At 67.3% G+C, this 25,828-nt stretch carries 26 protein-coding genes; 14 read left to right on the top strand and 12 right to left on the bottom strand.

Going from position 1 to position 25,828, the window contains the following annotated elements:
* Positions 1-119: 119 nt before the first annotated feature.
* Complete coding sequence (gene argC / locus LOY33_RS14310) at positions 120-1,040, bottom strand: N-acetyl-gamma-glutamyl-phosphate reductase (protein ID WP_058540688.1); 921 nt, start codon at positions 1,038-1,040, stop codon at positions 120-122.
* A 111-nt stretch (positions 1,041-1,151) separates the two neighbouring features.
* Between argC and LOY33_RS14305 the strand changes: the two genes are divergently transcribed.
* The 3 genes from LOY33_RS14305 (at position 1,152) to LOY33_RS14295 (ending at position 3,858) form a co-directional block, all read left to right on the top strand.
* Complete coding sequence (locus LOY33_RS14305; protein ID WP_043860492.1) at positions 1,152-2,036, top strand: LysR family transcriptional regulator; 885 nt, start codon at positions 1,152-1,154, stop codon at positions 2,034-2,036.
* Positions 2,037-2,109: 73 nt separating this feature from the next.
* Positions 2,110-2,829 carry a GNAT family N-acetyltransferase gene (locus LOY33_RS14300; protein WP_213605719.1) on the top strand — a complete coding sequence of 240 codons (720 nt, stop codon included), beginning with the start codon at positions 2,110-2,112 and terminating at the stop codon, positions 2,827-2,829.
* A 177-nt stretch (positions 2,830-3,006) separates the two neighbouring features.
* Entirely contained in the window at positions 3,007-3,858 is an 852-nt protein-coding gene (locus LOY33_RS14295; protein WP_043860494.1) for a CAP domain-containing protein, read from the top strand.
* An 85-nt stretch (positions 3,859-3,943) separates the two neighbouring features.
* On the opposite strand, the gene LOY33_RS14290 is transcribed toward LOY33_RS14295, so the two are convergent.
* From LOY33_RS14290 to LOY33_RS14280, 3 genes are all read right to left on the bottom strand, one after another.
* On the bottom strand, positions 3,944-4,411 hold the full coding sequence (locus LOY33_RS14290; RefSeq protein ID WP_058540690.1) for a GNAT family N-acetyltransferase: 468 nt from the start codon (positions 4,409-4,411) through the stop codon (positions 3,944-3,946).
* A gap of 16 nt (positions 4,412-4,427) precedes the next feature.
* Complete coding sequence (locus tag LOY33_RS14285) at positions 4,428-5,387, bottom strand: DMT family transporter (protein ID WP_078480222.1); 960 nt, start codon at positions 5,385-5,387, stop codon at positions 4,428-4,430.
* 77 nt (positions 5,388-5,464) lie between these two features.
* The gene (locus LOY33_RS14280) at positions 5,465-6,193 is read right to left on the bottom strand and encodes an AraC family transcriptional regulator (protein ID WP_104573105.1); all 729 of its coding nucleotides are present in this window, start codon (positions 6,191-6,193) and stop codon (positions 5,465-5,467) included.
* Between the two features lie 171 nt (positions 6,194-6,364).
* Here LOY33_RS14280 and LOY33_RS14275 point away from each other — a divergent pair, with 171 nt between their 5' ends.
* The 5 genes from LOY33_RS14275 (at position 6,365) to LOY33_RS14255 (ending at position 9,746) form a co-directional block, all read left to right on the top strand.
* Positions 6,365-7,498, top strand: coding sequence for a GGDEF domain-containing protein (locus LOY33_RS14275; RefSeq protein WP_043860497.1), 1,134 nt, complete (start codon positions 6,365-6,367; stop codon positions 7,496-7,498).
* A gap of 75 nt (positions 7,499-7,573) precedes the next feature.
* Positions 7,574-7,816 (top strand): hypothetical protein, encoded by a 243-nt coding sequence (locus tag LOY33_RS14270; protein ID WP_078480135.1) that lies wholly within the window; start codon positions 7,574-7,576, stop codon positions 7,814-7,816.
* Positions 7,817-7,833: 17 nt separating this feature from the next.
* Positions 7,834-8,622 (top strand): exodeoxyribonuclease III, encoded by a 789-nt coding sequence (gene xth, locus LOY33_RS14265; RefSeq protein WP_043860499.1) that lies wholly within the window; start codon positions 7,834-7,836, stop codon positions 8,620-8,622.
* The gene (locus tag LOY33_RS14260) at positions 8,619-9,344 is read left to right on the top strand and encodes a DUF72 domain-containing protein (protein ID WP_258659019.1); all 726 of its coding nucleotides are present in this window, start codon (positions 8,619-8,621) and stop codon (positions 9,342-9,344) included. Before xth ends, LOY33_RS14260 begins: the two co-directional genes overlap by 4 nt.
* A gap of 72 nt (positions 9,345-9,416) precedes the next feature.
* A complete protein-coding gene (locus tag LOY33_RS14255) occupies positions 9,417-9,746 on the top strand; it encodes a hypothetical protein (protein ID WP_043860501.1) in 330 nt (109 codons plus the stop codon).
* Here the strand turns inward: LOY33_RS14255 and LOY33_RS14250 are convergent.
* Positions 9,743-10,045 (bottom strand): hypothetical protein, encoded by a 303-nt coding sequence (locus LOY33_RS14250; RefSeq protein WP_258659014.1) that lies wholly within the window; start codon positions 10,043-10,045, stop codon positions 9,743-9,745. The genes LOY33_RS14255 and LOY33_RS14250 overlap by 4 nt on opposite strands.
* A gap of 113 nt (positions 10,046-10,158) precedes the next feature.
* Here LOY33_RS14250 and LOY33_RS14245 point away from each other — a divergent pair, with 113 nt between their 5' ends.
* On the top strand, positions 10,159-10,629 hold the full coding sequence (locus LOY33_RS14245; protein WP_054915351.1) for a hypothetical protein: 471 nt from the start codon (positions 10,159-10,161) through the stop codon (positions 10,627-10,629).
* Positions 10,630-10,769: 140 nt separating this feature from the next.
* On the opposite strand, the gene LOY33_RS14240 is transcribed toward LOY33_RS14245, so the two are convergent.
* Together LOY33_RS14240 and LOY33_RS14235 are read right to left on the bottom strand one after the other, a co-directional pair.
* Positions 10,770-11,246: a hypothetical protein gene (locus LOY33_RS14240; RefSeq protein ID WP_258659007.1), complete on the bottom strand. Its 477-nt coding sequence runs from the start codon at positions 11,244-11,246 to the stop codon at positions 10,770-10,772.
* 27 nt (positions 11,247-11,273) lie between these two features.
* Positions 11,274-12,401, bottom strand: a complete 1,128-nt coding sequence (locus LOY33_RS14235) for a GlxA family transcriptional regulator (RefSeq protein WP_236171670.1) — start codon at positions 12,399-12,401, stop codon at positions 11,274-11,276.
* 46 nt (positions 12,402-12,447) lie between these two features.
* Between LOY33_RS14235 and LOY33_RS14230 the strand changes: the two genes are divergently transcribed.
* The 3 genes from LOY33_RS14230 to LOY33_RS14220 all read left to right on the top strand — a co-directional run bounded on the left by LOY33_RS14230 (position 12,448) and on the right by LOY33_RS14220 (position 16,992).
* On the top strand, positions 12,448-13,437 hold the full coding sequence (locus LOY33_RS14230) for an ABC transporter substrate-binding protein (RefSeq protein ID WP_258659002.1): 990 nt from the start codon (positions 12,448-12,450) through the stop codon (positions 13,435-13,437).
* Positions 13,438-13,503: 66 nt separating this feature from the next.
* The gene (locus LOY33_RS14225; protein ID WP_043860506.1) at positions 13,504-14,622 is read left to right on the top strand and encodes an aryl-sulfate sulfotransferase; all 1,119 of its coding nucleotides are present in this window, start codon (positions 13,504-13,506) and stop codon (positions 14,620-14,622) included.
* Between the two features lie 81 nt (positions 14,623-14,703).
* Positions 14,704-16,992 carry a TonB-dependent receptor gene (locus LOY33_RS14220; RefSeq protein ID WP_258659000.1) on the top strand — a complete coding sequence of 763 codons (2,289 nt, stop codon included), beginning with the start codon at positions 14,704-14,706 and terminating at the stop codon, positions 16,990-16,992.
* 10 nt (positions 16,993-17,002) lie between these two features.
* Here the strand turns inward: LOY33_RS14220 and LOY33_RS14215 are convergent, their stop codons facing one another.
* Positions 17,003-18,334, bottom strand: a complete 1,332-nt coding sequence (locus LOY33_RS14215) for a PLP-dependent aminotransferase family protein (RefSeq protein ID WP_054915346.1) — start codon at positions 18,332-18,334, stop codon at positions 17,003-17,005.
* Between the two features lie 105 nt (positions 18,335-18,439).
* Between LOY33_RS14215 and LOY33_RS14210 the strand changes: the two genes are divergently transcribed.
* A complete protein-coding gene (locus LOY33_RS14210; protein WP_054915345.1) occupies positions 18,440-19,330 on the top strand; it encodes a DMT family transporter in 891 nt (296 codons plus the stop codon).
* A gap of 279 nt (positions 19,331-19,609) precedes the next feature.
* Here the strand turns inward: LOY33_RS14210 and LOY33_RS14205 are convergent, their stop codons facing one another.
* The 3 genes from LOY33_RS14205 to LOY33_RS14195 are packed head-to-tail and all read right to left on the bottom strand — an operon-like array spanning position 19,610 to position 22,509.
* Positions 19,610-20,812, bottom strand: coding sequence for an MFS transporter (locus tag LOY33_RS14205; RefSeq protein WP_258658996.1), 1,203 nt, complete (start codon positions 20,810-20,812; stop codon positions 19,610-19,612).
* Positions 20,790-21,413 (bottom strand): glutathione S-transferase family protein, encoded by a 624-nt coding sequence (locus LOY33_RS14200; protein ID WP_043860541.1) that lies wholly within the window; start codon positions 21,411-21,413, stop codon positions 20,790-20,792. The genes LOY33_RS14205 and LOY33_RS14200 overlap by 23 nt, the downstream gene beginning before the upstream one ends.
* Before the next feature lie 37 nt (positions 21,414-21,450).
* A complete protein-coding gene (locus LOY33_RS14195) occupies positions 21,451-22,509 on the bottom strand; it encodes an NAD(P)-dependent alcohol dehydrogenase (protein WP_058540721.1) in 1,059 nt (352 codons plus the stop codon).
* A gap of 155 nt (positions 22,510-22,664) precedes the next feature.
* On the opposite strand from LOY33_RS14195, the gene LOY33_RS14190 reads away from it, so the two are divergent.
* Positions 22,665-22,982 carry a DUF2388 domain-containing protein gene (locus LOY33_RS14190; RefSeq protein ID WP_043860539.1) on the top strand — a complete coding sequence of 106 codons (318 nt, stop codon included), beginning with the start codon at positions 22,665-22,667 and terminating at the stop codon, positions 22,980-22,982.
* Between the two features lie 143 nt (positions 22,983-23,125).
* On the opposite strand, the gene aceE is transcribed toward LOY33_RS14190, so the two are convergent.
* Entirely contained in the window at positions 23,126-25,798 is a 2,673-nt protein-coding gene (gene aceE / locus LOY33_RS14185; protein WP_258658991.1) for a pyruvate dehydrogenase (acetyl-transferring), homodimeric type, read from the bottom strand.
* Positions 25,799-25,828: the final 30 nt, after the last annotated feature.

The following is a 25,828-nucleotide window of genomic DNA, read 5'->3' as shown; positions in this document are numbered from 1 at the left end:
AGGGCGTGGGAGCGGGCTTGACCCGCGAATCGAGCGCGAAGCGGTCGCAAGGCCTACATGCACAATGCAGGCTTTTACTGCGAGGCCACCGCGCCAATCGCCAGGGAAGTGCCCCTCACTCACCCCCCCATCATCAGGTCCAGATTCTGCACCGCCGCCCCCGCCGCGCCCTTGCCCAGGTTGTCGAACACCGCCGCCAACAGCACCTGCTCGCCATTCTCGAACACCATCAGGCGCAGGTCGTCGGTGCCGTTCATCACCTGCGGGTCCAGGTACGTCAGCGCCTTGGCCTGCTGCAACGAAAGCACCTCGACGTGCTGCAATTGCGCATAGTGCTCGGCCAGGCACGCATGCAAGCGCTCCCCGGTAACACCCGGCGCCAGCAGCCGCAGTTGCACCGGGATGGTCAGCACGATGCCCTGGCGGAACGCACCATAGGCCGGCATGAACATCGGCCGCTGGCCCAGCCCGCTGTACTGCTGGATCTCCGGCACGTGCTTGTGCGCAAGCCCCAGCCCATACGCCTGGTATGCCGGCGCCCCGGCCGCATCCGGCCCCTCGTACAGCTCGACACCGGCACGCCCGGTGCCCGAGTAGCCCGACACGGCATGCAGGCTGGCAGGGTAGTCCTGCGGCAACAGGCCGGCATCGATCAACGGCTTGAGCAGGCCGATGGCCCCGGTCGGGTAGCACCCGGGGTTGCTCACCCGCTTGGCTGATGCAATGCGCTCGGCCTGCTGCGGGCTCATCTGGGCGAAACCATAGACCCACTCCGGGTGGGTACGGTGCGCGGAACTGGCGTCGATCACCCGCACCGCCGGGTTGCGGATGCTGGCCACCGCCTCGCGCGCGGCATCGTCGGGCAGGCACAGCATGGCGATGTCGCAGGCGTTGATCGCCTCGGCGCGGTGCTGCGGGCTCTTTCTGTGTTCGGCGGGCAGGGTCAGCAACTGCAGGTCGGTTCGGCCCTGCAGGCGCTGGTGGATCTGCAACCCGGTGGTGCCCTGGTCGCCATCGATGAATACAACGGGTGTGGCCATGAGTGTGCTCGCACGTGAAAAAGGTCAGGGCTTATCTTCGATGCCCGGTTAAGATAGGAAAAGTTGAATTTGGCAAAGGTCAGGTTCAGTTTTACTGAAGAGGCAACACCCATGCGTGAAATCAGCCTGGACCGTTTGCGTACCCTGGTGGCGATTGCCGACCTGGGGTCGTTCGCCGAAGCCGCGCGGGTGCTCAACCTGGCGCCGCCCACGGTCAGCCTGCATGTCGCCGAGCTTGAAGCGCGGGTGGGCGGCACCCTGCTTTCGCGCACCCGCGGCAACGTGCAGCCCACGGCCATCGGCGAAACCCTGGTGGAGCGCGCCCGCCGCCTGCTGGCCGACGCGCAGCAGGCACTGGACGACGTGCAGCGCCAGGTGCTGGGCCTGGCCGGGCGCGTGCGATTGGGGGCGTCCACCGGGGCGATTGCGCAACTGATGCCCCAGGCGCTGGAAACCCTGGGCCATGCACACCCCGGCATCGATGTGCAGGTGGCGGTGCTGACCTCGCGCGAAACACTCAACAAGCTCGCCGAGGGCTCGCTGGACATCGGCCTGGTGGCCCTGCCGCAAAGCCCGGTGAAGGGGCTGAGCATCGAGCCCTGGCGGCGCGACCCGGTCATGGCGTACCTGCCGGCACGCTGGGACTGTCCGGCGCAGGTCACGCCCGAGTGGCTGGCGACCCAGCCGCTGATTCTCAACGACAGCAGCACCGGGCTGTCACGCCTGACCTCGGAGTGGTTCAACGCGGCCGGCCAGCAGCCGGCGCCGCGCATCCAGCTCAACTACAACGATGCGATCAAGAGCCTGGTGGCTGCCGGCTACGGCGCCACCCTGCTGCCCAACGAAGGCTCCACGCCGCTGGCCGATGCGCGCATCGTGATGCGCCCGTTGCAGCCGCTGCTGTGGCGCCAGCTGGGCATCGCGCACCGCAGCGGCGAGGTGGAGCGTGCCACCGGCCATGTGCTGCAGGTGCTGTGGGGCTTGAGCGCGGGGTAGGGCGGGGCCGCGCAGACCTGTAGAATCCCCGCCAGGACCGCAAGGTCACCCTGTTTCCGGAGCCAGACGCCGCATGCCTGTCATCACCCTGCTGCAAACACCCCCCGACGAACCGATCAAGGGCCAGATCCTGCAGATGGTGGTCGACTACCTGACCGACATCAGCAGCGTGGCCCTGCCGCCGAGCAACCCGCTGTACAGCCTCTACCAGTACGGCATCGGCTATGAGGTGCACCTGTACCTGGAGGCCCTGAGTGGCGCGCGCGGCATCCCGGTGGAACTGCTGGTGGCCACCGACGAGCAGGACCCCTCGCGGCTGCTGGGGTTCGTGCTGTACCTGCCGGTGCAGGACGACCCCCAGGCCTGTGCGGTGGCGTACATGGCGGTACTGGCCGGGCACCGGCGCCAGGGCATCGCCCGGGCCCTGCTGGGGCAGGTGCGCGAGCGCTACCCGCACGTGGAGCTGGCCTGCGCCGTGGGCAAGGTGGCGTATTTCGAGGCGATGGGCTTTCAGGTGCTGGGGGCACGCGGGCCGCAGGTGTTGATGAACACCCGCGATTACGCCACCGAGGGGCTGCTGGCGGTGCTCGACGTGGCGCCGATCTACCGCACCCTTGAGGTCCAGCAGATTCACGCCTACCTGCTCAAGCAGCACGGCAAGCGGGCCATGGTGGACGCCGAAAAGCAGCGCGACCGTCATCTGGATCAACTCACCCGCCAGGCCAGGGCATTCGTGCAGCAGCGCCTTGGCGACACGGGCGCGCAAGCCGCTGCCAGCCTGCGGCTGGTGTGAGGGTAGGGGCGTCAACCGGTGGATTTGTGCGCAGGGCAAGGAACGCCGGCCGGCACTGCGCATCCAAGCTCGATAGCGGCGCACAGGCAGGTATTGATAATGCGTCGCATCCCGTGGTGCTACGAAAGCAACACAAAATCCCGCATCATGGGCGCAGTTTGTTCAAGGGAGAGTTACATGCACGACTTATCATCCAGGCTGCGTCTGGGCGCGTTGGCGCTGGGCATGCTTGTCACCACGCTGGCGGTGGCGAGCGACGAGACGCAACTGGTCGAGTCGATCAATGGATATCGCAGCCAGTCGCAACGTTGTGCCGAGCAGGTGTCGCTGGAGCTGCCGCCGCTGGCCAGCGACCCGCGCCTGGTGCTCCCGGCCAACGGTGTCGGTGACTTGCAACAGGCGCTGGTGAAGGCCTCGTACCCGATGGTCAGCGTGCAGGCCATCAGCCTGTCGGGGCCGCGCGATGCAGCGGCAGCGATGAAGGCGATTCAGGAGAGCTTCTGCAAGGTGGTGCTCGACCCGCAGTTCGTCGATGTGGGCGTGAGCCGCGAAGGGCGTGACTGGCGCATCGTGCTGGCGCGCCCACTGCTCAGTGCCAAGCTGGCGGAGTCGCAGGTGGAGGGGCAGAAGCTGCTCGACGCGATCAACAGTGCGCGGGCCCAGCCGCGCCAGTGCGGCGCCCAGGCCTATGCGGCCAGCGCGCCGCTGGCCTGGAATACCACCCTGGCAGAGGCCTCACAGGGCCATACGCGGGCCATGGCCAACGGCAATTTCTTCGACCACCGCGACCGTGACGGGCGCATGCCGGGCGACCGCGCCGAGTTGCAGGGCTACAGCTATCAGCTGATCGGGGAAAACATTGCCGCCGGGCAGGACAACGTGCGCAAGGTGGTCGATGGCTGGCTGGCCAGTGCCGGGCATTGCGCCAACCTGATGAACCCGCAGTTCAAGGAGCTGGGCGCGGCTTATGCGGTGGACCCCAAGAGCGATGCGGGGATCTACTGGACGGCGATGTTCGGGACGAAGTGACAGCATCGCGGGTCAAGCCCGCTCCCACAAGGCACACCGCCATCCTTGTGGGAGCGGGCTTGACCCGCGAGAGGCCGGCGCCGACCTACACCAGTACCTTGGTCATGGGCACACACGCCAGGTCGATGCCCCGGGGTGAGTGATAGAGCGCTGTCGCTTCGCCCACATAACCACACTGTCGATAGAAGGCTGCTGCGTTCAGCGTGGCGTCCAGGTTCACCTGCGCCAGCCCCAGGTTGCGCGCCAGCGCTTCAAGAAACGCCAGCATCTGTTTGCCCAGGCCTTGCTGCATGTACCCCGGCAACACGAAGATCGCCCCGATTTCACGGGCATTCACATCCAGCATGCCGGTTGCCACCGGCTCACCTTCGATGCACCCCATGTAGAAGTGACTGGCCATGAGGCTGGCGTAGCCATCCTCGGCCGTGCCCGCCGTCCAGGCCAGCATCTGTTCTGCCGGGTAGGCCCCGATGCAGTGATGACGGACTGCCTCCCGACGTATGTCGTAGGCCACTTGGGCATCGGCGCTGGTAGCGGGTCTGATGGTGAGCATTTCACAGTCCATTGGTTCAGGAGGAGGTTGCGGTGGCACTGGCAGTATCGCTGCGGTGGCAGTTCAGGCACCAGACCACGCCACCGACCAGCAGCGCAATAGCAACCAGCTCCAGCGCACCGGGCAGCCGCTGTTCCCACAAAAAGCCGAACAGCAGCGCTGCCAGGGTTTCCACCACCAGCACCTGGCCGCTGAGCGCCAGCGGCAGCAGCCGGCTGGCCTGGTTCCAGAAGGCGCCGCCGACCACCGACGATAGCAGCGCCACGCCCGCGGCCACCAGCACGAAGTGAACCCAGGTTGCCGCGCCATGGGCCGCCACTTCAGGGCCCAGCACCGGAATCGCCAGCACCAGCGCCTGTGCGCCGGTCATCAGGCCCGTGAGCAAGGCCCAGTCGTGGGAGGACACGCCGCCGACCAGGGCCAGCCGACGGGCATTGGCCACCGCGTACCAGCTCCAGCTCACCAGCGCGCCCACGGCGCACAGCAGGCCGGCTATCACCTGGCCGCTGCTGGTGCGGGTGTCGGCGCCGCTGTGCAACGCATCGAGGCTGATCAGGGCCACGCCGGCCATCGCCAGCGTCAGCGAGGGGATCAGCCGCCGCACAGGCACCGCGTTGGCGTCATGGCGCCCCGCCAGGGTCACCAGCACCGGGATCAGACCGACGATCAACGAGGTGGTGGCGATGCCGACCAGTTGCACGCCGCTGCCCACCAGCGAGTAGTACACCAGGTTGCCCACCAGGCTCAGCCAGAACAGCGAGACCCAGTCGGCACGGGTGAGCTGCGCGCATACCCGGTGCAGGCGCGGCATCAGCAGCACCAGCGAAAACAGCCCGTAACACAGGAACCGCAGTACCGCGAACTGCACCCCGCTTAACCCTGGGGTGAGTTCGGGGCCCAGGAAGATCACGCCCCAGCACACCCCGGCCGCCACGCCGTAGCCAAGCCCCTTTACCAACGAACGATCAGCGAACATCGCACCACCCCTGCCGTGAAAGGTGCCCAGCATGCGGGTTTTGCCAGTGGTGGTATTGGCGCCGACTGCGGGGTTTTTTACCCAGGCTGTTGCTGGCGCCTGCGGTAGGCGGCGGGGGTGATGCCGCCCACCCGCTGCATGGCGCGGGTGAGGGCGGCCTGGTCGCTGAAGCCGCTGCGCAGGGCGATCTCGGCAATCGCCAGGTGGCTGTCGCCCAGCCAGCGCTGCGCCTGCTCGATCCTTACGCGGGTCAGCCAGCCCTGCGGGGTGCAGTCATGCAGCTCGCGAAAGCGCTGATGCAGCTGGCTGAGGCTCATGCCCGCGACATGGGCCATGCGCTCGTTGCTCCAGGCGGCGGCTGGTCGGGCGTGTACCTGGGCAATCAGGCGGTTGAGGCCGGGGTTCGGCTGCACCGGCAGGGCGGCCAGCGACGCCAGCAGCAAGGGCGCCAGGTGCGTTGCAGTGGCCGCCAGCTGGTCACGGCCGATGAGCTCGGCATATTCGATCAGGCGCCGGGTAGCGGGCGGGATGGTGACATAGGTGCGTTGCGCCAGCGCCGTGAACGGCTGGCCGTGCAGTGCATCGGGGGCACAGTCGAGCACCAGGAAGCGACTGCCGGGCTGCGCCAGCTGCGCGTGCTGCGAACCGGGTCGCACCAGCGCCGCCAGGGCATTGTCGATGCTGCCGCCACGGCCATCCACGTCGATTTCCATGCGCCCGCAGATGGGCAGCACCAGTTGCGTGAAGTCATGCTGGTGATGAGCGCTTTCAGCCTGATAGCTGCGAATATCGAGGTTCAAGACCAATGGTGCACTCCTGGCGTCAGACGTCGGCATGGCCGCCGTGCGCACAGGCTATCCTCGACCCTCTGAACATTCAATCGCACGTGCGCGCCCCAGCCGACAGCCGGCTGTTCGAGATGATCGCACAGTGCCACAATGCGGCTTACCAGCGCTTCACCATAGCGGGCATAGCCAATGGATCATCCCTTTTCGCACCCTGATGCCACTGTGGCGCAACTGGCCCGTACCGACCGTTTGCAGTTGCTGTTCCGTCAGTCGCTGACCGCGGTGTACGGCAGCTTTCTTGGCGCAGTGATGCTGTGCTGGCTGTGCTGGGACTACATCGAACACAACGTCGCGTTGAGCTGGATCGGCGTGCTGAGCGTGGCGACCCTGTCGCGCATCGTGCTGTTCACCGCTTACTACCGCAGCCCCGAGACCAGCCATACCCCCTCGCGCTGGGAACGCAGATACTGGGTCACCCTGGTGTTCAGTGCCGGCGTGTGGGGCCTGGGGGCGCTGGCGGTGATGCCGCACGACAGCCTGCTGGCCCAGGCGATCGTGCTGTTGTTCGCCGTGGGCATGTCGGGCAGCGCGGTGTCCTGCTATTACGCCTACCGCTCGATGACCCTGGCCGCCATCGGCCTGGTGCTGCTGCCCTGCACGCTGTGGCTGCTGTTTCAGCCCTCGCAGCTGCAGACCGGCATGGCCCTGGCGGTGCTGGTGTTTTCCTCGTTCATGCTGCGCGCCACCGGCAAGCTCTGCGCGGCGCTGGAGAAGGCGTTATGCCTGACCCACGAGATGGAACGCGCGCACCACATCGCCAGCAGCGCGGCGCAAACCGATGAGCTGACCGGCCTGAAGAACCGCCGGGCGTTCTTCGAACATGCCCAGCAGTTGTACTCCCACAGCCAGCGCGAGCAGCGCCCGCTGTGCGCATTGATGCTGGACATCGATCACTTCAAGCGCATCAACGACACCTACGGTCATCAGGTCGGCGACGAGGTGCTGCGCCAGATCGGCGGGGTGATCAAGGCCTCGTTCCGCGACACCGACGTGTACGGTCGGCTGGGCGGGGAGGAGTTCGCGGTGCTGCTGGCCGACACCCCGATGGACACGGCGCTGGGCATCGCCGAGCAGTTGGCGCAAGCCATCGCCCAATTGCAGTTCGTGCACCACAGCGACGGCCGCCAGGGCATGACGGCCAGCTTCGGCGTGGCGGTGGCCAGTGCGGCGCACAGCGACCTGCACACCTTGCTCAACAGCGCCGACCAGGCGATGTACCGTGCCAAGGCCCAGGGGCGCAATCAGGTGGTGGCGGCCGACTGACCGCCTGTGCACTGCAACTGAACGTTCGGCCACGCCCGGCACTCACTAGAGCTGAGTGACCCAGAGGACAATGCCATGTCGGTTGACCGCAATATGCCTGAACTCAAAGCCTGGTATGCCGTGCTGGACGATCAGAGTTACCGGCTGGAATCGCCGGATGCCTACCACCAGGCCCTGGTCAGCCTGGCCCAGGCGCTGCTGGACGACGGTGCCATCGAATGGGACGACTGGCTGGCGCTCAAGGCCATGGCCGATGAGGCGAACACGCACGCCATCGAAGCGGCCGTGGAGGCCAAGGTCGACGACCCGGATACCTGATCGCCAGGGAGGTGCGGATGAAAACGCTGAAGATCGCCACATTCAACATCAACGGCCTGCGGGCGCGGCTGCCCAACCTGCTGGCCTGGCTGGAGCGGGAACAGCCCGACATCGCCTGCCTGCAGGAGCTCAAGGCGGTAGACAGCGCGTTCCCTGTGGCTGACTTCGAAGCCCTCGGCTATGGCTGCCTGCACCATGGCCAGGCGTCGTGGAACGGCGTGGCGATTCTGGCCCGTGATGCGCAACCACTGGAGGTGCGCCGCGGCTTGCCGGGAAGCGAGGACGATACGCAAAGCCGGTATCTGGAAGCGGCGGTGCTGGGCATTCAGGTCGGCTGCCTGTACCTGCCCAATGGCAACCCGCAACCGGGGCCCAAGTTCGACTACAAGCTGGCCTGGTTCGAACGCCTGATCGCCCACGCCCAGGGCCTGGTGAACAGCGAGCACCCGGTGCTGCTGGCCGGCGACTTCAATGTGGTGCCCACCGACCTGGATATCTACAACCCGCGCTCCTGGCTCAAGGACGCGCTGCTGCAGCCCGAAAGCCGCGAATGCTACCAGCGCCTGCTGGCCCAGGGCTGGACGGACGCTATCCGCCACCTGTACCCGGACGAGCGGGTGTACACCTTCTGGGACTATTTTCGCCAGCACTGGCAGAAGAACTCGGGGCTGCGCATCGACCACCTGCTGCTCAACCCGCCGCTGGCCAGGCGCCTGAAAAACGCCGGGGTCGACGCCTGGGTGCGCAACGAAGCGCATGCCAGCGACCATGCACCCACCTGGATCGAACTCAAGGCCGCTCGATGAGCCCCTTGTTACGCATCGGCTGTGCCGGCTGGAGCCTGCCGCGCGCGTACTGGCCGGCGTTCGCCGAGCAGGGCACGCACCTGCAGCGGTATGCGTCGCGCCTGCCGGCCGTGGAAATCAACAGCTCGTTCTACCGCCCGCACCAGCCCGCCACCTATGCGCGCTGGGCTCATGCGGTACCGCCAGGCTTCGCATTCTCGGTCAAGGTGCCCAAGCAGATCACCCATGTGCAACGCCTGCATGACTGCGCCGGGTTGCTGGATGCGTTTGTGCAGCAGTGCACGCAGCTGGGCGAGCGCCTGGGATGCCTGCTGGTGCAAACCCCGCCATCGCTGGCCTGCGAGCCGCAGGTGGCGCAGGCGTTCTTCGGTGCACTGCGCGAGCGCTACGCCGGCGCCGTGGCGTTCGAGCCGCGCCATGCCTCCTGGGCCGACGCCGGGGCGCTGCTCGACCGCTGGCGCATTGCCCAGGTGGGGGCCGACCCCAGCCCCATCGGTGCCGTGCAGCCAGGTGGCTGGGCCGGTTTGCGCTATTGGCGCCTGCACGGCTCGCCACGCCTCTATCACAGCGCCTATGGGCACGAACGCCTGGCACTGCTGGCCCAGGACATACGCCAGACCCTGCAGGCCGGCGTGGAGTGCTGGTGCATCTTCGACAACACCGCCAGCGGCGCTGCGGTAGGCGATGCACTGGGCCTGCTGCAACTGCTGGAGGACACATAAGGCAATTTGCTGGCCCCGACGCCTTTTCATCCTTGGCAAACTCGCCGCCTTTCAACGGGTTAGGATGACTTCATGCGAGGTTTCGTGATGACCGTGGCCGTGTGCGCACTGGCCACCTTCTCGCTGGCGACGCACGCCAAGGCGCTGAACAAGAATGACCGCTTCGTGTGCAGCTGGGGTTCGGAGATTGCCGCCGGCGCGCAGCAGTCCAAGCTGTCCGGGGTCACGCTGTATGCCGCGCGCAAGCGCCTGCAATCGCGCAAGTTCCCCAAGCCGTGGATGCGCATGACGGCCATGGGCATTACCGAACAGACCTACAACAGCCGCTCGCGGCTCAAGCCGCCAGCCATCAAGCAGACCTACTACGAACAGTGCGCGCGCCATGCCATGGCGCAGCGCTAGGCGCCGAGCAGGCGCTCGATCCGGGCCAGTTCCCAGGTGCTGAGCAGGTAGACCGGGTCGGTGCCGTAGCGCAGGCCAGGCTCGTACACCCGGCCATCCGGGCTCTGGCAGCGCTGGCAGTGGTGCAGGTGGCCGTGTTCGACATCCAGGCTCAACTGCCAGCCGTCGATCTGCACCTGCATCACGCCACTGGCCGGTTGCGCCTGCATGCACTGCAGGCTGGCCAGCCCCAGGGCGGCGTCACGTAGCTGCTGGCACACCTCGCGGGCGGTGAGGGTGTGGTCAGTGGGCGCGTTCATCCATACCTCCCGGAAAAAAGCGTCACTTTATGCGGTGGCGCCGGCGATGTCTTCGCCTGCCTGAGTCGCGCTATAGTCGCCGGCTTGTCGAAGCCCAATGAACGAGGTGTGGTGTGAGAGTGCTGATCGTGCTGTTGCTGGGCCTGATGCCCATCGTTGCCCAGGCGCTTGAGGTGGGCGAGCGCGTGGCCCCGTGGACCCTGCTCGACCAGTTCGAGCAGCCGTATACCCTCAACGACGACACTGCCCTGGTGCTGGTGGCGCGCAGCATGGAGGGTGGCAAGCTGGTCAAGGCGGTGCTGGAGGGGCAGCCCAAGGGCTACCTGGAGGCGCGCAAGGGTGTGTTTGTCGCCGACGTGCAGCGCATGCCGGCGCTGATCGCCAAGCTGTTCGCCATCCCGGCCATGCGCGACTACAGCTACCGCGTGCTGCTGGACCGCGAGGGGCGGGTGGCCTCGCGTTACCCGGGCGCCGAGGGCACGGTGCTGTTGCTGCAACTGGAGCACGGGCGCGTGACGGCCAAGCAGGAATTGGCCGATGCACAGGCACTGCGCGAGGCGCTGGCCGAGGTGAAGGCGCGTTGAAGATCCCCGCTGAGTTCATCGTTCACGAAACCGCGCACTGGGATCGCGGGCCAAGCCCGCTCCCACAGAAGCAGCGCAAACCTGTGGGAGCGGGCTTGACCCGCGATCGGGTGCGCAGCACCAGCAGGCAACTACGCCCCTCACTTCACCGGATGCGCCGCCACCGCCACCTTCAACGCCTCGGTCACCAGCTCGATCAGCACCGGCCTGGCACTGGCCTGCATGGCCTTGCCGATGTCTGGCTGCTTGCTCATCACCTTGTCGGCATACTTGGATTCGCGACCTTCGCTGGCCAGTGACGCCAGCTCCTGCGCCGAGAACGACTGGCTGTAGGCCTCGACCAGGTGCTGGTCCCACTGCGGCTGGTACTTGGGCAGCAGCCCCTTGATGGCCGCCGTCACGCTCTTTTCCGCTTGCTGGCTGCCGACCTGCGCAGTCAGCAGGCCGTAGGTGTTGGTGCGCATGGCCGCCGACAGCGCAATCGGCCCCAGGTTGGCCCCGGCCTGGCTCTTGACCACGAACTCGCGCGCCGCCTCTGCGGCCGGTGCCTTGGCATAGGCAGTGCCACCCAGTCCGCTCAACGCCAGCAGGGCAAGCAGGGTATACAGAACTTTCATGATCACTCCGTTCTCGACAATCCGAATCTACTGCGCCAGATGCTCCAGCGCGATGCCCGGCCGCTCCACATGGCGGTAGCCGGTCTGGCCGGCCACTGGCACGGGCACGCCCGGTTGCGGGGCCCTGGCCTGGGTACGATAACCCAGCGGGCTGGTGCCCAGCTCTTTCTGAAACACCCGGCGCATGCGTTCTTCGCGGCCGAAGCCGACGGTTTCGGCAATGCGCTTGATCGGCTCGCGGGTGGTCTCCAGCAGGCGGCACGCCGCTTCAAGGCGCAATGTTTCCACCGCCTGGGCCGGCGTGTCACCCGTGGCCGCCACATAGGCCCGGGCAAAATGCCGCGGGCTCATGCCGAACTGCTCGGCCAGGCGCTCCACCCGCAGGTCGCCATCCAGGTTGGCGGCGATCCAGGCATGCAGCCGGGCCAGGCGCACATCCGGTGCGGTGCGCAGCGCGTTGGACTGTGCCTGCAACGAGGCACTGAGCTGCGGTTGCCCGGCCGAGCGCCACAGAAACACCGTGAAGTAGCGTGCCAGCGCCAGGGCCGCGTGGGGGCCCAGGTCCTGCTCCACCAGTGCCAGCGCCAGGTCGATGCCCGCCGTGGCGCCGCCGCAGGTCCACAGGTTGGCGTCATTCAGGTACAGCGCGTCGGGCTGGCACTGCACGCTGGGGTAGCGCGCCTGCAACTCGTCATTGAACTTCCAGTGGGTCACCACCCGACGGCCATCGAGCAGGCCCGCAGCCGCCAGCGCGAAGGTGCCGGTGCCCACCGAGCACAGCCGGCGAATCTGCCCATGGCGCCGGCGCAGCCAGTCGCACGCGCGCGGGTCTGCTTCCAGTGCGGCCACCCCCGGGCCGCCGGCCACGATCAGGGTGTCGATGTCGCGCAGCTCCAGGTCCAGCTGCGCCAGTGAACGGGTCATCACCTCGATGCCCGACACCGTGCTGATCAGGCCGCCCTCGGGTGAGGCCAGTACCAGGCGATAGGGCGGGTGCTGTGCGAACGCGCCGGCCAGCAGGCGCGGCACGGCGCCGAACACCTCCAGCGGGCCGGCCGCATTGAGCAGCAACGCATCGTCGAAACCCAGCACCACCACCGCGCGGGGCGCGGGTGGCGTGGCAGCAAAGGAGGGGTGTTTGGCATGGAGTTGCACGGGGGGCCTCGACATACTGGGTTCAACACGAAACAAGGGGACGACAATGCCGTTATTCGCTGCTGCTGCCAAGCACCTGCACGCCCGCCGCACCACCTTGCGCGCCGTGGCGCTGTGCGCCGGCATGGTGCTGGCCCAGGCCGTCAGCGCCGCACCTGCCGCGCTGCGGGTCGGCGACCAGAGCGGGCTGGTACAAACCCTGCTGCAGGCCGCCGGGGAGGCCGAGCCCCTGACCTTGCCCCTGAGCTGGCACCCGTTCCCGGCCGGCCCGGCCTTGCTCGAGGCGCTGAGTGCCGGGGCGGTGGATGTGGGGGTGGTGGGCAATGCGCCGCCGGTGTTTGCCCAGGCCGGTGGTTTCGACATCCGTATCATCGGCGTGGCCGACGGCGCCCAGAACAACAATGCGCTGCTGCTGCCACAAGGCTCGACGGTGCAACAGGTGGCCGACCTCAAGGGCCGGCGCGTGGCGGTGGCCAAAGGCTCCAGCGGCCACTACCTGCTGCTGGCCGCGCTGCGCCAGGCCGGGCTGAGCCCCCGGGAGGTGAAGATCGCCTATGTCAGCCCCATCGATGCGCAAAACGCCTTTGCCAGTGGCCACCTGGACGCCTGGGCGGTGTGGTACCCCTTTGTCGGGCAGGCCACCGCCCACGGCGCCCGGGTGCTGGTGGACGGCTCGGCCTGGCCCGAGACCGGCCTTAACTTCACGGTCGCCAGCGGCCAGGCCCTGGCCGACCCGCAGCGTGCTCGACAGCTGGGCGAGCTGATGGTGCGCCTGGCCAGGGCGCAGGCCTGGGCCACCGCCCACCCGGATGCCTGGGCCCAGGCGCTGGCAGGCAGCACGCGCCTGCCCCTTGAGCTGGTGCGCGAGATGCTGGCGCACCAGCACTTGCGCTATGTGCCCATCGACCCTTCGATCATCGCCTTGCAGCAACGCCTGGCCGATGCCTTCGCCGCCGAGCGCCTGATCCCAAAACCGCTGCAGGTTGAACAGGTATTCGATAGCCGTTTCAACAGTTTGCTGCCACAACCTGACTAAACACTTCAACTCGACCTGCCATGCCGACCTGCCGTCGGCAGGGCATCACTCACCCGGAGAAACGTCATGACTGCCCTGCACACCCCGACCCTCAAACGCCACAGGACCGGCTTGGTTGCCGTGGACCACGCCCGCAGCGCCGGGGGTTACACCCTGTTCGCACCGCAGACCGCCGACGGCAACGTGTTCCTGATCGACCTGGACGGCGAAGTGGTACACCGCTGGAAGCTGCCCCAGCGCCCCGGTCGCGACGCGGTGATACTGCCCAACGGCAACCTGGGCTACAACGGCAACCACCCCGACTCCCCCGAGCTGTTCCCCGGCTGGTCGGTATGGCACGGCGGCGCCTTCAGTGAAGTCACCGCGCAAGGCGAGGTGGTGTGGCAGCACACCGACCTGCTGCACCACCACGATGCCCAGTGGCTGGACAACGGCCACCTGTTGTACACCACGGTCGAGCCCCTGAGCCCCGAGCTGGCCAGCCGCGTGGTGGGCGGTATTCCCGGCAGCGAGGCGGCGGGCGGGGTGATCTATGCCGATGTGGTCAAGGAGGTGGATCGACAGGGCCAGGTGGTGTGGGAGTGGCGCAGCTGGGAGCACCTGCGCCCCGAGGACTACCCGCTGCACGACACCTTCGAGCGCTACCACTGGCCCATGACCAACGCGGTGACCCCGGGTCGCGATGGCAAGGTGATCCTCAGCCTGCGCAGCGTGTCGTCGGTGATCGCCGTGCAGCGCGGCAGCGGCGAGGTGCTGTGGCGTCTGGGCCACGATCTGGTGGCGCAGCAGCATTGCCCGAGCGAGCTGGAGAACGGCCGCATCCTGGTATTCGACAACGGTATTTCGCGGCCACACGTGTCGATGCCGCACTCGCGCATCCTGGAGATCGACCCGCTGACCCGGCGCATCGAATGGCAGTACGCCGATACCCCCGGCTATGCCTTCTTCACCCCGTTCATGGGCGGTGCGCAGCGCCTGCACAACGGCAACACGCTGATCACCGAGGCCAACTTCGGCCGCCTGTTCGAAGTGACGCCGGCCGGCGAGGTGGTGTGGGAGTACATCAACCCGCATTTTGCCGCCTACCCTGATGCGGCCTCGCGCCGCTACCTGCCGGGCGAGAACAACGCGATCTTCCGCGCGCACCGTTACCAGCGCGACGACATTCCCTGGCTGAAAGCCTGAACACAGCGCACCAGCACCCACCCTCACGCTCACGCACACCACGCGCAGCGAGGTACCGCCATACCCCCAAAGGAATCGATGATGAAGCTGCCTTATCCACGCCCCCTGTGCCTGGCCGCACTGGGCCTGCTGTCACTGCCTGCGTCAGCCACTGAGCCGGCCCCCACCGACGCCCCGACCCTTGCCCCGGTGACGGTCGAGGCGCGCCGGCGCAGCGAAGAGGCGCAGCACGTGCCCACCCCCATGAGCGTGCTGGGCGCCCAGGCCCTGGAGGCCCAGCGCCTGTATCGCCTGCAGGACCTGCAACAGGCCATGCCCAGCGTCAACGTGGCGTTCATGAACCCGCGCCAGTCGAGCCTGTCGATTCGCGGGCTGGGCAACAACCCGGCCAGTGACGGCCTGGAAGGCAGCGCCGGGATCTACCTCGACAACGTCTACCTGGGCCGCCCCGGCATGGCCGTGTTCGACCTGCTGGACATCGAGCAGATCGCCTTGCTGCGCGGCCCGCAAGGCACCCTGTTCGGCAAGAACACCACGGCCGGGGTGCTCAACATCGCCACCCGCCAGCCCACCTTCACCCCGCAGGGCAACGTGTCGACGTCGCTGGGCGAGGACGGCTACCGGCAGGTGCAGGGCGGTGTGTCGGGGCCGTTGACCGACACGCTGGCCGGGCGGGTGGCGGCCTACCGCACCGACGAGAACGGCTACGTGGAGAACCGGTTCGACGGCGACACCCTGGGCGGCGGCCGGCGCCAGGGCTTTCGCGGGCAGTTGCTGTTCAAGCCGCAGGAAGACTTCAGCCTGCGCTGGATCGGCGACTACAACGAGGAGCACTCCAGCGCCGGCACGCGCTCGCTGTTCAGCACCGGGCCGACCATCAACGGGGTCAACCGCTATGAACAGCGGGCCCAGGCGGTGGGCGCGACGCTGGTCGACGGGCGCAGGGTCAACCTCGATGCCGACCAGCGTGTCACGGTGTTCCAGGGCGGCACCTCGCTGGAGGCGAACTGGGGGCTGGCCGATGGCTTCACGCTGACGTCGATCAGCGCCTACCGCTGGTGGGACTTCACCCCGCGCAACGACGACGAACTGAACGTGGACGTGATGCACAACGTCGGCCAGTCGGCCCGCGACAAGCAGTATTCGCAAGAGCTGCGCCTGGCCTCGCCGCTGGGTGAGCGGTTCGATTACGTGGTGGGCGGCTATTACTTCGGCCAGCGGATGCAGAACCGCGTGTTCACCGAGTACGGGCCGCTGGCCGACACCTGGAACGGCACCCCGCAGGGCGCATTGAACGATGTGAACAGCGTGGGCCACGGCAGCATCGACACCGACAGCTTCGCCACCTTTGCCCAGGGCACCTGGCACCTGACCCCGCGCCTGGACCTGAGCCTGGGCCTGCGCGGTACCTACGAGCGCAAGCAGGCCAGGGTGACGCGCGATGCCCCGGTGGGCGGCGCGAGCGTGACGGGGGCGGCGGCAGCGGTAAGGCAGGGGCGTGTCGGCGCCTATGATTCGGGCGACCTCAGCCTCTACAGCTTCAGCCCGTCGGCACTGGCCAGCCTGGCCTGGCGGGTGAACGACCAGGTACTGGCGTATGGCTCGTTGTCCCACGGGGAGAAGTCCGGCGGGGTCAACCTCAGCGTGGCCAGCGCCCCGGTGGCCGGCGCCGACTCGCTGCTGATCGGCAGCGAACGGGCCAACGACGCCGAACTGGGCATCAAGACAACCCTGCTGGACCAGCGCCTGCAACTCAATGCCAACCTGTTCTGGACGATTGTGCACGGCTACCAGACCAACGCCTACGACGACGCCAACCTCACCAGCTACCTGACCAACGCCGGCAGCGTGCGCAGCCGTGGCCTTGAGCTGGACAGTACCTGGCGGGCGAGCCGTGGCCTGACCCTGAGCCTGAACGGCTCGTGGAACGATGTACGCTACCTGTCCTACGACAACGCCCCATGCCCGGCGGAGGTGGCCTTGCGCCCCGGCGCCCCGGCCGCCTGCGACCTCAGCGGGCATAACGTGGTGGGCGCGGCCAAATGGATTGCCAACACCAGCGCCAGCTACCAGTGGGACCTGGACAACGGCCTGCAACCCTACGTGAACGGCAACTACGCCTGGCGCTCGCAGGCGGTGGGCACGGTGGACGATTCGCGCCTGGCGCAGTTGCCGGGGTATGCGCTGGTCAACCTGTCGGCGGGGGTGCGCGGCGACTGGGGCCAGGGCCAGTGGGACGTGTCGCTGTGGCTGAAGAACGCCTTCGACAAGACCTACTACACCACCCTGTGGAACTCGCCCAACGGCGCCTACACCGGGGTGCTGGGTACGCCGCGCACCCTGGGCATGAGTGCACGCTACGACTTCTGAGGCGTGGGCTTCAGGAGTACGCCTGCACCACCCAGCGTACCTTCGCCAGCGCCGCGCGCAGCGTGTCCAGGTCCACCGAGCCCAGCGCCAGCCTGAGTGCACGCGGCACGTGACTGGTGGTGGCGAACGGCTGCGCGGTGGACACCGCCACCTGTTCGCGCATCAGGGCGGCGGCGATCTGTTCGGCGCGGGCGTCATCGGCCAGCGGTAGCCACAGAAAGTACGAAGTGGGGTGGGTGACGCAGGGCATGCCCGCCAGTACTTCGCGGGCGATGGCCTGCCTGGCCTGGGCATCGGCGCGCTTCTCGGCTTCCAGGCGCTCCACCGTGCCGTCCTCGATCCAGGCGCAGGCAATGGCGGTCATCACCCCGGGGGTATTCCAGGTGGTGGCGCGAATGGAGCGCTCCAGCGCGGCAACCTGGTGCGGCGGCGCGGCAATGAAGCCCACGCGCAGGCCGGTGGCGATGTTCTTCGACAGGCCTGACACGTACAGCGTGCGCTCCGGTGCCAGCTGGGCCAGGGGCGGCGGCGCGTCGTCGGCCAGGAAGGCGTAGGCGGCGTCCTCGATCAGGTGCAGGTTGTGGGTGCGGGCAATCGACACCAGTTGTTCGCGCTGCTCCAGGCTCATCACCCAGCCCAGCGGGTTGTGCAGCGTGGGCATGCTGTACACCGCGCGTACCGGGCGGCTGCGGCACAGCCGCTGCAGGGCGCCGAGGTCCGGCCCGTGGGGCGTGACCGGAATCGGCAGCATCTCGAGGCGCAACGCTTCGGCCAGCACCTTGAACCCGGAGTAGGTGAGGGCGTCGACCGCGATCACGTCGCCGGGCTGCAGCAGGGCCATCAGCACCACGGCCAACCCGTGCTGGGCGCCGCTGACGATCAGTACCTGCTCTGGATTCACCTCTAGCCCGCAACCGAGCAGGTGCCGGGCGATGCAGGCGCGTTCATGGGCGCGCCCGGCATGGGGCTGGTAGCGCAGCAGCGCCTCCAGGTCGCCGCTCAGTGCCAGCTGGCGCAAGCCGCTGCGCAGCAGGTCGGCCTGGCCGGGCAATGCCGGGTAGTTGAAGTTCAGGTCGGCCATGCCGGCGGCCACCACCTGCTGGTCGACGCCCAGGTCGGGCGGCAGCGAGGTTTCGCGCACGAAGGTGCCGCGCCCGGTCTCGCCGCTCACCAGGCCCATCTGCTCGAGTTCGGCATATACCCGTGACGCGGTGACCAGGGCCAGGCCATGGGTCGCGGCCAGGTGACGGTGGGTGGGCAGGCGGGTGCCAGGGGCGAGCCTGCCGTCACGAATGTCTGCGGCAAAGGTATCGACCAGGGCCTTGTAGCGCGAGCGAGGCATGTGCAGATGTATCCATGACGATTTTTTGATTGTGCTGATCGTCGGCCCTAGCATGGTTTTTGGCAAGCGTGCCCTTACCCCTGCAACCTGTCGAGCGTGACTTCAATGGAACAGACTCTCAAACCTCGTACCCTGGACGACGCCACCCGTGGCTGGATCAACGGCCTGATCGGCGTGGTGATTTTCAGTGGTTCCTTGCCGGCCACGCGCCTGGCGGTGCTGGAATTCGACCCGGTGTTCCTCACCGTGGCGCGTGCCGCCATTGCCGGTGTACTGGCGCTGGCCTTGCTGATGCTGCTCAGGCAACCGCGCCCGACCCGGGCTCAGGTAATGCCCTTGATCGTGGTGTCGCTTGGGGTGGTGGTGGGGTTTCCGCTGCTGACCGCGCTGGCCCTGCAGTACGTGACCTCGGCGCATTCGATCGTGTTCATCGGCATGCTGCCGCTGGCCACCGCGGTGTTTGGCGTGCTGCGCGGGGGCGAGCGCCCGCGCCCGGTGTTCTGGCTGTTTTCGGTGCTGGGGTGCTTGATGGTGGTGGGCTTTGCGTTGTCGCAGGGCTTGGCGGCGTCGCCCCAGGGTGACCTGCTGATGCTGCTGGCGGTGGTGGTGTGCGGCCTGGGTTATGCCGAGGGGGCGCGGTTGTCGCGGGCGCTGGGCGGTTGGCAGGTGATCTGCTGGGCGCTGCTGGTGTCGTTGCCGGTGATGCTGGTGCTGACCTGGTACCTGGCGCCGTCGACGTTTGCGGGTATCAGCCTGCCGGCGTGGGTGAGCCTGGGGTATGTGTCGCTGTTCAGCATGCTGATCGGTTTTGTGTTCTGGTACCGCGGCCTGGCCCAGGGCGGGATTGCGGCGGTGGGGCAGTTGCAGCTGCTGCAGCCGTTCTTTGGCCTGGCCTTGGCGGCGGGGTTGCTGGGCGAGCAGGTCAGCCCGGGGATGCTGGGGGTGACGGTGGGGGTGATCCTGTGTGTGGCGGGGGCGAGGCGGTGGGCGCGGTAGACGGTTGCGCCCAGCCTGGGCTTTTGAGCCGAACTCATCTGATCCGCTTTTTGCCTCGCTAGCTGCATCTGTTTCCAGATCAGAAGGGGGCAGACAATGTGGCCTTCGACAGCCGCACCCCCTCAGTTAGGAGCTCCCATGGGCAAGATGGCAATTTTTGTATTCGGCTTTCTGGTATTGGCCTTCGCAATCGGAGCACTGGGTACCATCTCCCCCCTGTAACCCCCGCCACACCCCGCACAAAACCAGGAAGGCGCCGAGACTCCCGCGCCTTCTTTTCTATTCTGCCGCCAAGCCCTTGTTCACCCGCCACGCCAGCGGCAGCGTGAGCAGCAGCGTGGCCGCCAGCACCACCACCGCCGTGGGCACCCCGGTAACGTCCCCCAGCCGCCCGAACACCACCGGTGCCAGCGCGCCGCCACCGATGGTGCCGGTGTAGAACAGCGCGAAGGCCTGCTCGTGCTTGCCGGCAGCCGCCAGCTCCGGCACCACGCCATACAGCACCGACGAGGTGCCGTTCAGCGCCAGGCCCAGCAACGGCAGCATCACCAGCGTGGCCGAATACGGCAGCACCACCGCCAGCACGATCAACAGTGCAGTCCCCGCTTCGGTGAGCGAGACGGTTTTCAGCAGGCCGATGCGTGCGCCCAGGTAGCCGCACAGCAGCTTGCCGAAGGCCCCGCCCACGAACAGCAGCGTCAGCGCCAGGCCGATACCGGCGGTGCCGGCGCCCTTGAGCCTGAGCAGAAACGGCAGGAAGGTCAGAAACCCCATGCGCACCGCGCTGTCGAGCATGCCCAGCATCAGCAGGGCACGCAGGCCGCCCGGCGAGCCGTTTCCGGTGGCCAGCTTCGGCGCCTTGCCGCCCGCCGCCAGGGCCTGGGCCCGGGAGGGGATCAGCCACCACAGCAACACCGCCGCAGCCACACCCAGCACGCCCAGCAGCGTTGCACCGGTACGCCAGCTGACGGCCACCAGCAGCACGCCCATCAGGCCCGGAATGACCGCCTTGCCGATATCGCCCGCGAAGTTGTAGTGCGACAGCGCCTGCTTGACCCCGCCGCCCGCCGCGTGGCTGTCGGTGATCATCGAGGAGGCCAGCGGGTGCTGGGTACTGGCGCCCAGCCCGCCCAGCATCAGCGCCACCAGCAGCACACCCAGGCCGGTGGCCTGGCCGGCGACCAGGTAGGCCACGCCGGCCAGCAGCGTGCCGCCCACCAGCAGGCGCTCGCGGCCAAAGCGCCGGGCCGCGCGGCTGGCCAGCAGCTGAAAGCCGGCCATCATTCCGGAATAGGCCCCGCGCAACAGGCCCACCTGGGCCAGGCTGAGGCCGAACTGCGCCTGCCACAGCGGCAGCAGCACGTAGATCACGTCGGTGAGCCCGTCGTGCACCGCGTGGGCGCTGCAGCCGGCCAGCAGCGAGCGGCGGCGCACCGAGGTTTCGGTGGTGACGGTGGCGTTACGGGGTACCGTTTCTTCCATGGATGACAAACCCTTCGCGTTCGGTCAGACGCTCGTAGTATGCCCGAACCGCTGCAAAATCCGGATGCTCCAGCGGGGTTTCGAACCAGCGATTGACCGACAGGCCGATGGCGATGTCCGCCAGTGAAAAGTCCTGGCCACTGACGTAGGCGCCGGTCGATTCGAGCTGGCGGTCGAGGATCTGCAGGTTGGTGGTCCACTGCCTGCATGCCGCCGCCAGTGCCTCGGGGTCCTGATGGTCGGGGGAATGTCGCACCAGCGACAGGAAGGGGTAGGTCCAGGACTTGTTGAGGTCGGTGGCCTGCCAGTCCATCCACTGGTCCACCCGTGCGCGCACCCGGGGCTCGGCGGGGTAGAGGTGCTGCCCGTGGTACTGGTTGGCCAGGTAGCGCAGGATGCTGTTGGACTCCCACAGCACGAAGTCGCCGTCCTTGATCACCGGCACCATGGCGTTGGGGTTGAGGGCCAGGAACTGCGGGCTGAAGGTGGACCTGAAGCCCGAGCCCCAGTCCTCGCGCTCGAAGGCGATACCCAGCTCGGTGCAGGCCCATAGCACCTTGCGTACATTGATGGAGGAAGCTTTGCCGAGTATCTGCAGCATGGGAGGCCCTTGTGGTTCGGTAGGGGAGTGAGGCGCGTCAGGCGCCGGTGGTGTCGTCGAGCGAGGCCATGTCGATCACGAAGCGGTAGCGCACATCGGAGCGCTGCATGCGTTCGAACGCCTCGTTGATCTGGTCCATGCGGATCATTTCACACTCCGGCAGAATGTTCTTCTTCGCGCAGAAGTCGAGCATCTCCTGGGTTTGCGCAATCCCGCCAATCGGCGAGCCGGCCAGGCGCCGCCGGCCGAGGATGAACGGCACGGTCAGTTGTTCGTCGATCGGCCCCACCTGGCCGACGATCACCAGGGTGCCGTCCACGTCCAGCAGCGACATGTAGGGCGACACGTCATGGCGCACCGGCACCGTGTCGATGATCAGGTCGAAGCTGGAGCGCGCGGCGGCCATGGCCTTGGCGTCGGACGACACCAGCAGCTTGTCGGCGCCCAGCGCCCGCGCATCATCGAGTTTGTCGGGGGTGCGGCTGAGCACCGTGACGTCGGCACCCAGGCCCGCCGCCAGCTTCACGGCCATGTGCCCCAGCCCGCCCAGGCCGATGACCGCGACGCGGCTGCCGGGCCCGGCATTCCAGGTGCGCAGCGGCGAATAGGTGGTGATGCCGGCGCACAGCAGCGGCGCGGCCTTGGCCAGGTCCAGGCCGTCGGGCACGCGCAGCACGAACTCCTCGCGCACTACAAGGTGCTTGGAATAGCCGCCGTAGGTGGGTTCGCGGGTGATGCGGTCCAGGCTGTTGTAGGTTTGCGTGTTGTTCTCGCGGCACAGCTGTTCCTCGCCCTTGCGGCACTGGTCGCACTGCTGGCAGGAGTCGACCATGCAGCCCACCGCCACGGCGTCACCGACCTTGTAGCGGGTGACCTGGCTGCCCACCTCGGTCACGCGCCCGACGATCTCGTGGCCGGGCACGATCGGGTAGCGGCTGAAACCCCAGTCGTCGCGGGCCTGGTGCAGGTCGGAGTGGCATACGCCGCAGTACAGGATCTGCATCGCCACGTCGTTGGGGCGCAGGGCGCGGCGTTCGAACTTGAAGGGTGCCAGCGGTGCTTCGCGGTGCTGCGCTGCATAGCCAATGGTGTACATGTTCACCTCTCGTCACGCTCGGGAATGGGGACCAGGGTTTCAATATAGCCAGCATGGCGGGCTTCGGTGGGCGGGTAGGGATATTGGCGGGAACTCTTGGCCTGGGGGGCCTATCCTAATGAATGTAGGTTCCCCCCCATCACGGAGGCATCGTCATGCGCCGTTTACTGCTGGTTTCTTCCCTTGTGCTCTGCCTGCCTTTGGGCACGGCCCTGGCCCGTGTGGATGGTCGCGATGTCGCCACCTCCGCCGGGGTTTCCGCCTCGTTGTACTCGACCTTCAAGGACGACAAGCTGGTGATTCCGGCGCGCGATGATGCTTCGACGTTCATCGCCAGCGGCGGCGAAATTCGCGGTGTGTACCTGGAGTCGATGCTGCAGCGTATCCGTCAGCAGAACCCGGGGTTGCAGGCCAGTGACGAAGACCTGGCCAAGGCGATACTGACCCAGGATGAGCTGGGGGCGGGGCAGTAGTCGCCCCTGCTGAATGCACACCTGTAGGAGCCAGCCTTGCTGGCGATGCGCGGCCACGCCGTGCCATAGGCGCTAAGCACGCCATCGCCGGCAAGGCCGGCTCCTACAGGAAGCTGTTGCTGCCACAGGTCTGATGGGTGCTATCAGACTGAAGCCGGATCAACCTTGCCAGGGTCGATGCCCAGCGCTTCGATCGCGCCGGCCACCACCTCGCGCTCGATCACCCCGTCCGCCGCCAGCGCATTCAGCGCCGCCAGCACGATGAACTGGCGGTCCACCTCGAAATGCCGGCGCAGCGCCTCGCGGGTGTCCGACTGGCCGAAGCCGTCGGTGCCCAACGCCACGAAACGCCTCCCGCTCACCCACGGCCGGATCTGGTCGGCATGGATCTTCATGTAGTCCGTGGCCACCACCACCGGCCCCGCATGCCCCTGCAGCAGCGTTTCGATGTATGGCGTCTTCGGCGCCTGCAGCGGGTGCAGCAGGTTCCAGCGCTCCACCGCCTGCGCCTCGCGCCGCACCTCGGTCAGGCTGGTGGCGCTCCACACCTCGCTGCTGACGCCGAAATCACGCTGCAGAATATCCGCCGCCGCCAGCACCTCGTTCAGTATCGAGCCGCTGCCCATCAACTGCACATGCCGCTCGCCCTGCGGCGGTTTTTCCACCGGCAGGCGGTACAGCCCCTTGAGAATGCCTTGCTCTGCGCCTTCGGGCATGGCGGGGTGGGCGTAGTTCTCGTTGAGCACGGTGATGTAGTAGTACACGTCCTCCTGCTCGGCATACATGCGGCGCATGCCGTCCTGGATGATTACCGCCAGCTCGTAGGCATAGGTGGGGTCGTAGGAGACGCAGCACGGCACGGTGGCCGACATCACGTGGCTGTGCCCGTCGTCATGCTGCAAGCCTTCGCCCATCAACGTGGTACGCCCGCTGGTGGCGCCCAGCAGAAACCCCCGTGCGCGCGCATCGCCCGCCGCCCACAGCAGGTCGCCCACTCGCTGGAAGCCGAACATCGAATAGAAGATATAGAACGGCAGGGTCATCACGCCATGGTTGGCGTAGGCGGTGCTGGCGGCAATCCACGACGAGGTGGCGCCGGACTCGTTGAGCCCTTCCTGCATGATCTGGCCGTCGGTGCTCTCCTTGTAGTAGCTGAGCGTGCCGGCATCCTGCGGCGTGTACAGCTGGCCCACATGGGAGTGGATGCCGATCTGGCGGAACAGCCCCTCCATGCCGAAGGTGCGTGATTCGTCGGGCACGATCGGTACGACGAGGCGGCCGACCTGCGGGTCCTTGAGCAGGGTGCCGAGAATGCGCACGAACGCCATGGTGGTGGAGATGGCACGGTCACCGGTGCCCTTGAGCTGGCTGTCGAAGGCCTCCAGGGCCGGTACCTGCAACGGCTCGACCCTGGCCTGGCGCGCCGGCACATGCCCGCCCAGGCGATCACGGGCCACCTGCAGGTAGCGCGCATCGGCGCTGTCGGGGGCGGGCTTGAGGTAGGGGATCTCGCCGAGGCGCTCATCACTCAGGTCCAGGCCGAAGCGGTCGCGGAAGGCCTTGACCGCCTCGTCGCCCATCTTCTTCAACTGGTGGTTGATGTTCTGGCCTTCGCCGGCTTCGCCCATGCCGAAGCCCTTGACGGTCTTGGCCAGGATCACCGTTGGCCGCCCCGTGTGACGCACGGCCGCCGCGTAGGCGTTGTACACCTTAACCGGGTCGTGCCCGCCGCGAGCCAGCTTCCAGATGTCGTCATCGCTCAGGTCGCTGACCATCGCCAGCAGTTCCGGGTACTTGCCGAAGAAGTGCTCGCGCACGTAGGCGCCGTTCTGCGACTTGTAGGTCTGATACTCGCCGTCCACGCACTCCATCATGCGCTGGCGCAGGATGCCGCTGCTGTCCCTGGCCAGCAGCGCATCCCAGCCGCTGCCCCACACCACCTTGATCACGTTCCAGCCGGCAGCACGGTACAGGCTCTCGAATTCCTGGATCACCTTGGCGTTGCCACGTACCGGGCCGTCCAGGCGCTGCAGGTTGCAGTTGACCACGAAGATCAGGTTGTCGAGTTTTTCGCGCCCGGCCAGGGAGATGGCCGCCAGCGACTCGGGCTGATCCATTTCGCCGTCACCGAGAAACGCCCACACCTTGCGGCCCTGGCGTGGGGTGAGGTCGCGGTCTTCGAGGTAGCGCATGAAGCGCGCCTGGTAGGCCGCGGTGATCGGCCCCAGGCCCATGGATACGGTGGGAAACTGCCAGAACTCGGGCATCAGCCGCGGGTGCGGGTAGGACGACACGCCATCGCGGTCGGTCTCGCGGCGAAAGTTGTCCAGCTGCGCCTCGCTCAGGCGCCCTTCGAGGTAGGCCCGGCCATAGATACCCGGCGCCGAGTGGCCCTGGATGTACACCATGTCGCCGGCAAACTGCGCGGTGCGCCCGCGAAAGAAATGGTCGAAGCCCACGTCATACAGCACCGCCGCCGAGGCGTAGGTGGCGATATGCCCGCCCACCCCCGAATGCTTGCCGGCGCGCAGCACCATGGCCAGTGCGTTCCAGCGGATATAGGCATTCAGGCGCTGCTCGGTGGCCAGGTCGCCGGGGTAGGGCAGTTCGCGCTCGGGGCCGATGGTGTTGACGTAGGGGGTGTTGACGCGGCCACGAAAGTCGCCGTGCAGCGACACGTCCAGGTCCAGCATCTGGTCGATCAGGAAGTGCGCACGCGAGCGCCCCTCCACCTCGACAACGGTGGCCAGGGACTCAAGCCATTCCTGGGTCTGCTCGGGATCTGGGTCGTTCAACAGAGGGGGCTGCTGTTGCATCGGTAATCCTCCTGCGGGGTTGTGGCGGGC

Source organism: Pseudomonas sp. B21-036 (assembly GCF_024748925.1).
In the GTDB taxonomy this organism is placed as follows: Bacteria; Pseudomonadota; Gammaproteobacteria; order Pseudomonadales; family Pseudomonadaceae; genus Aquipseudomonas; species Aquipseudomonas palmensis.
Note: the sequence above shows the minus strand (reverse complement) of the source record. Positions and strands in the feature narration are given on the sequence as shown.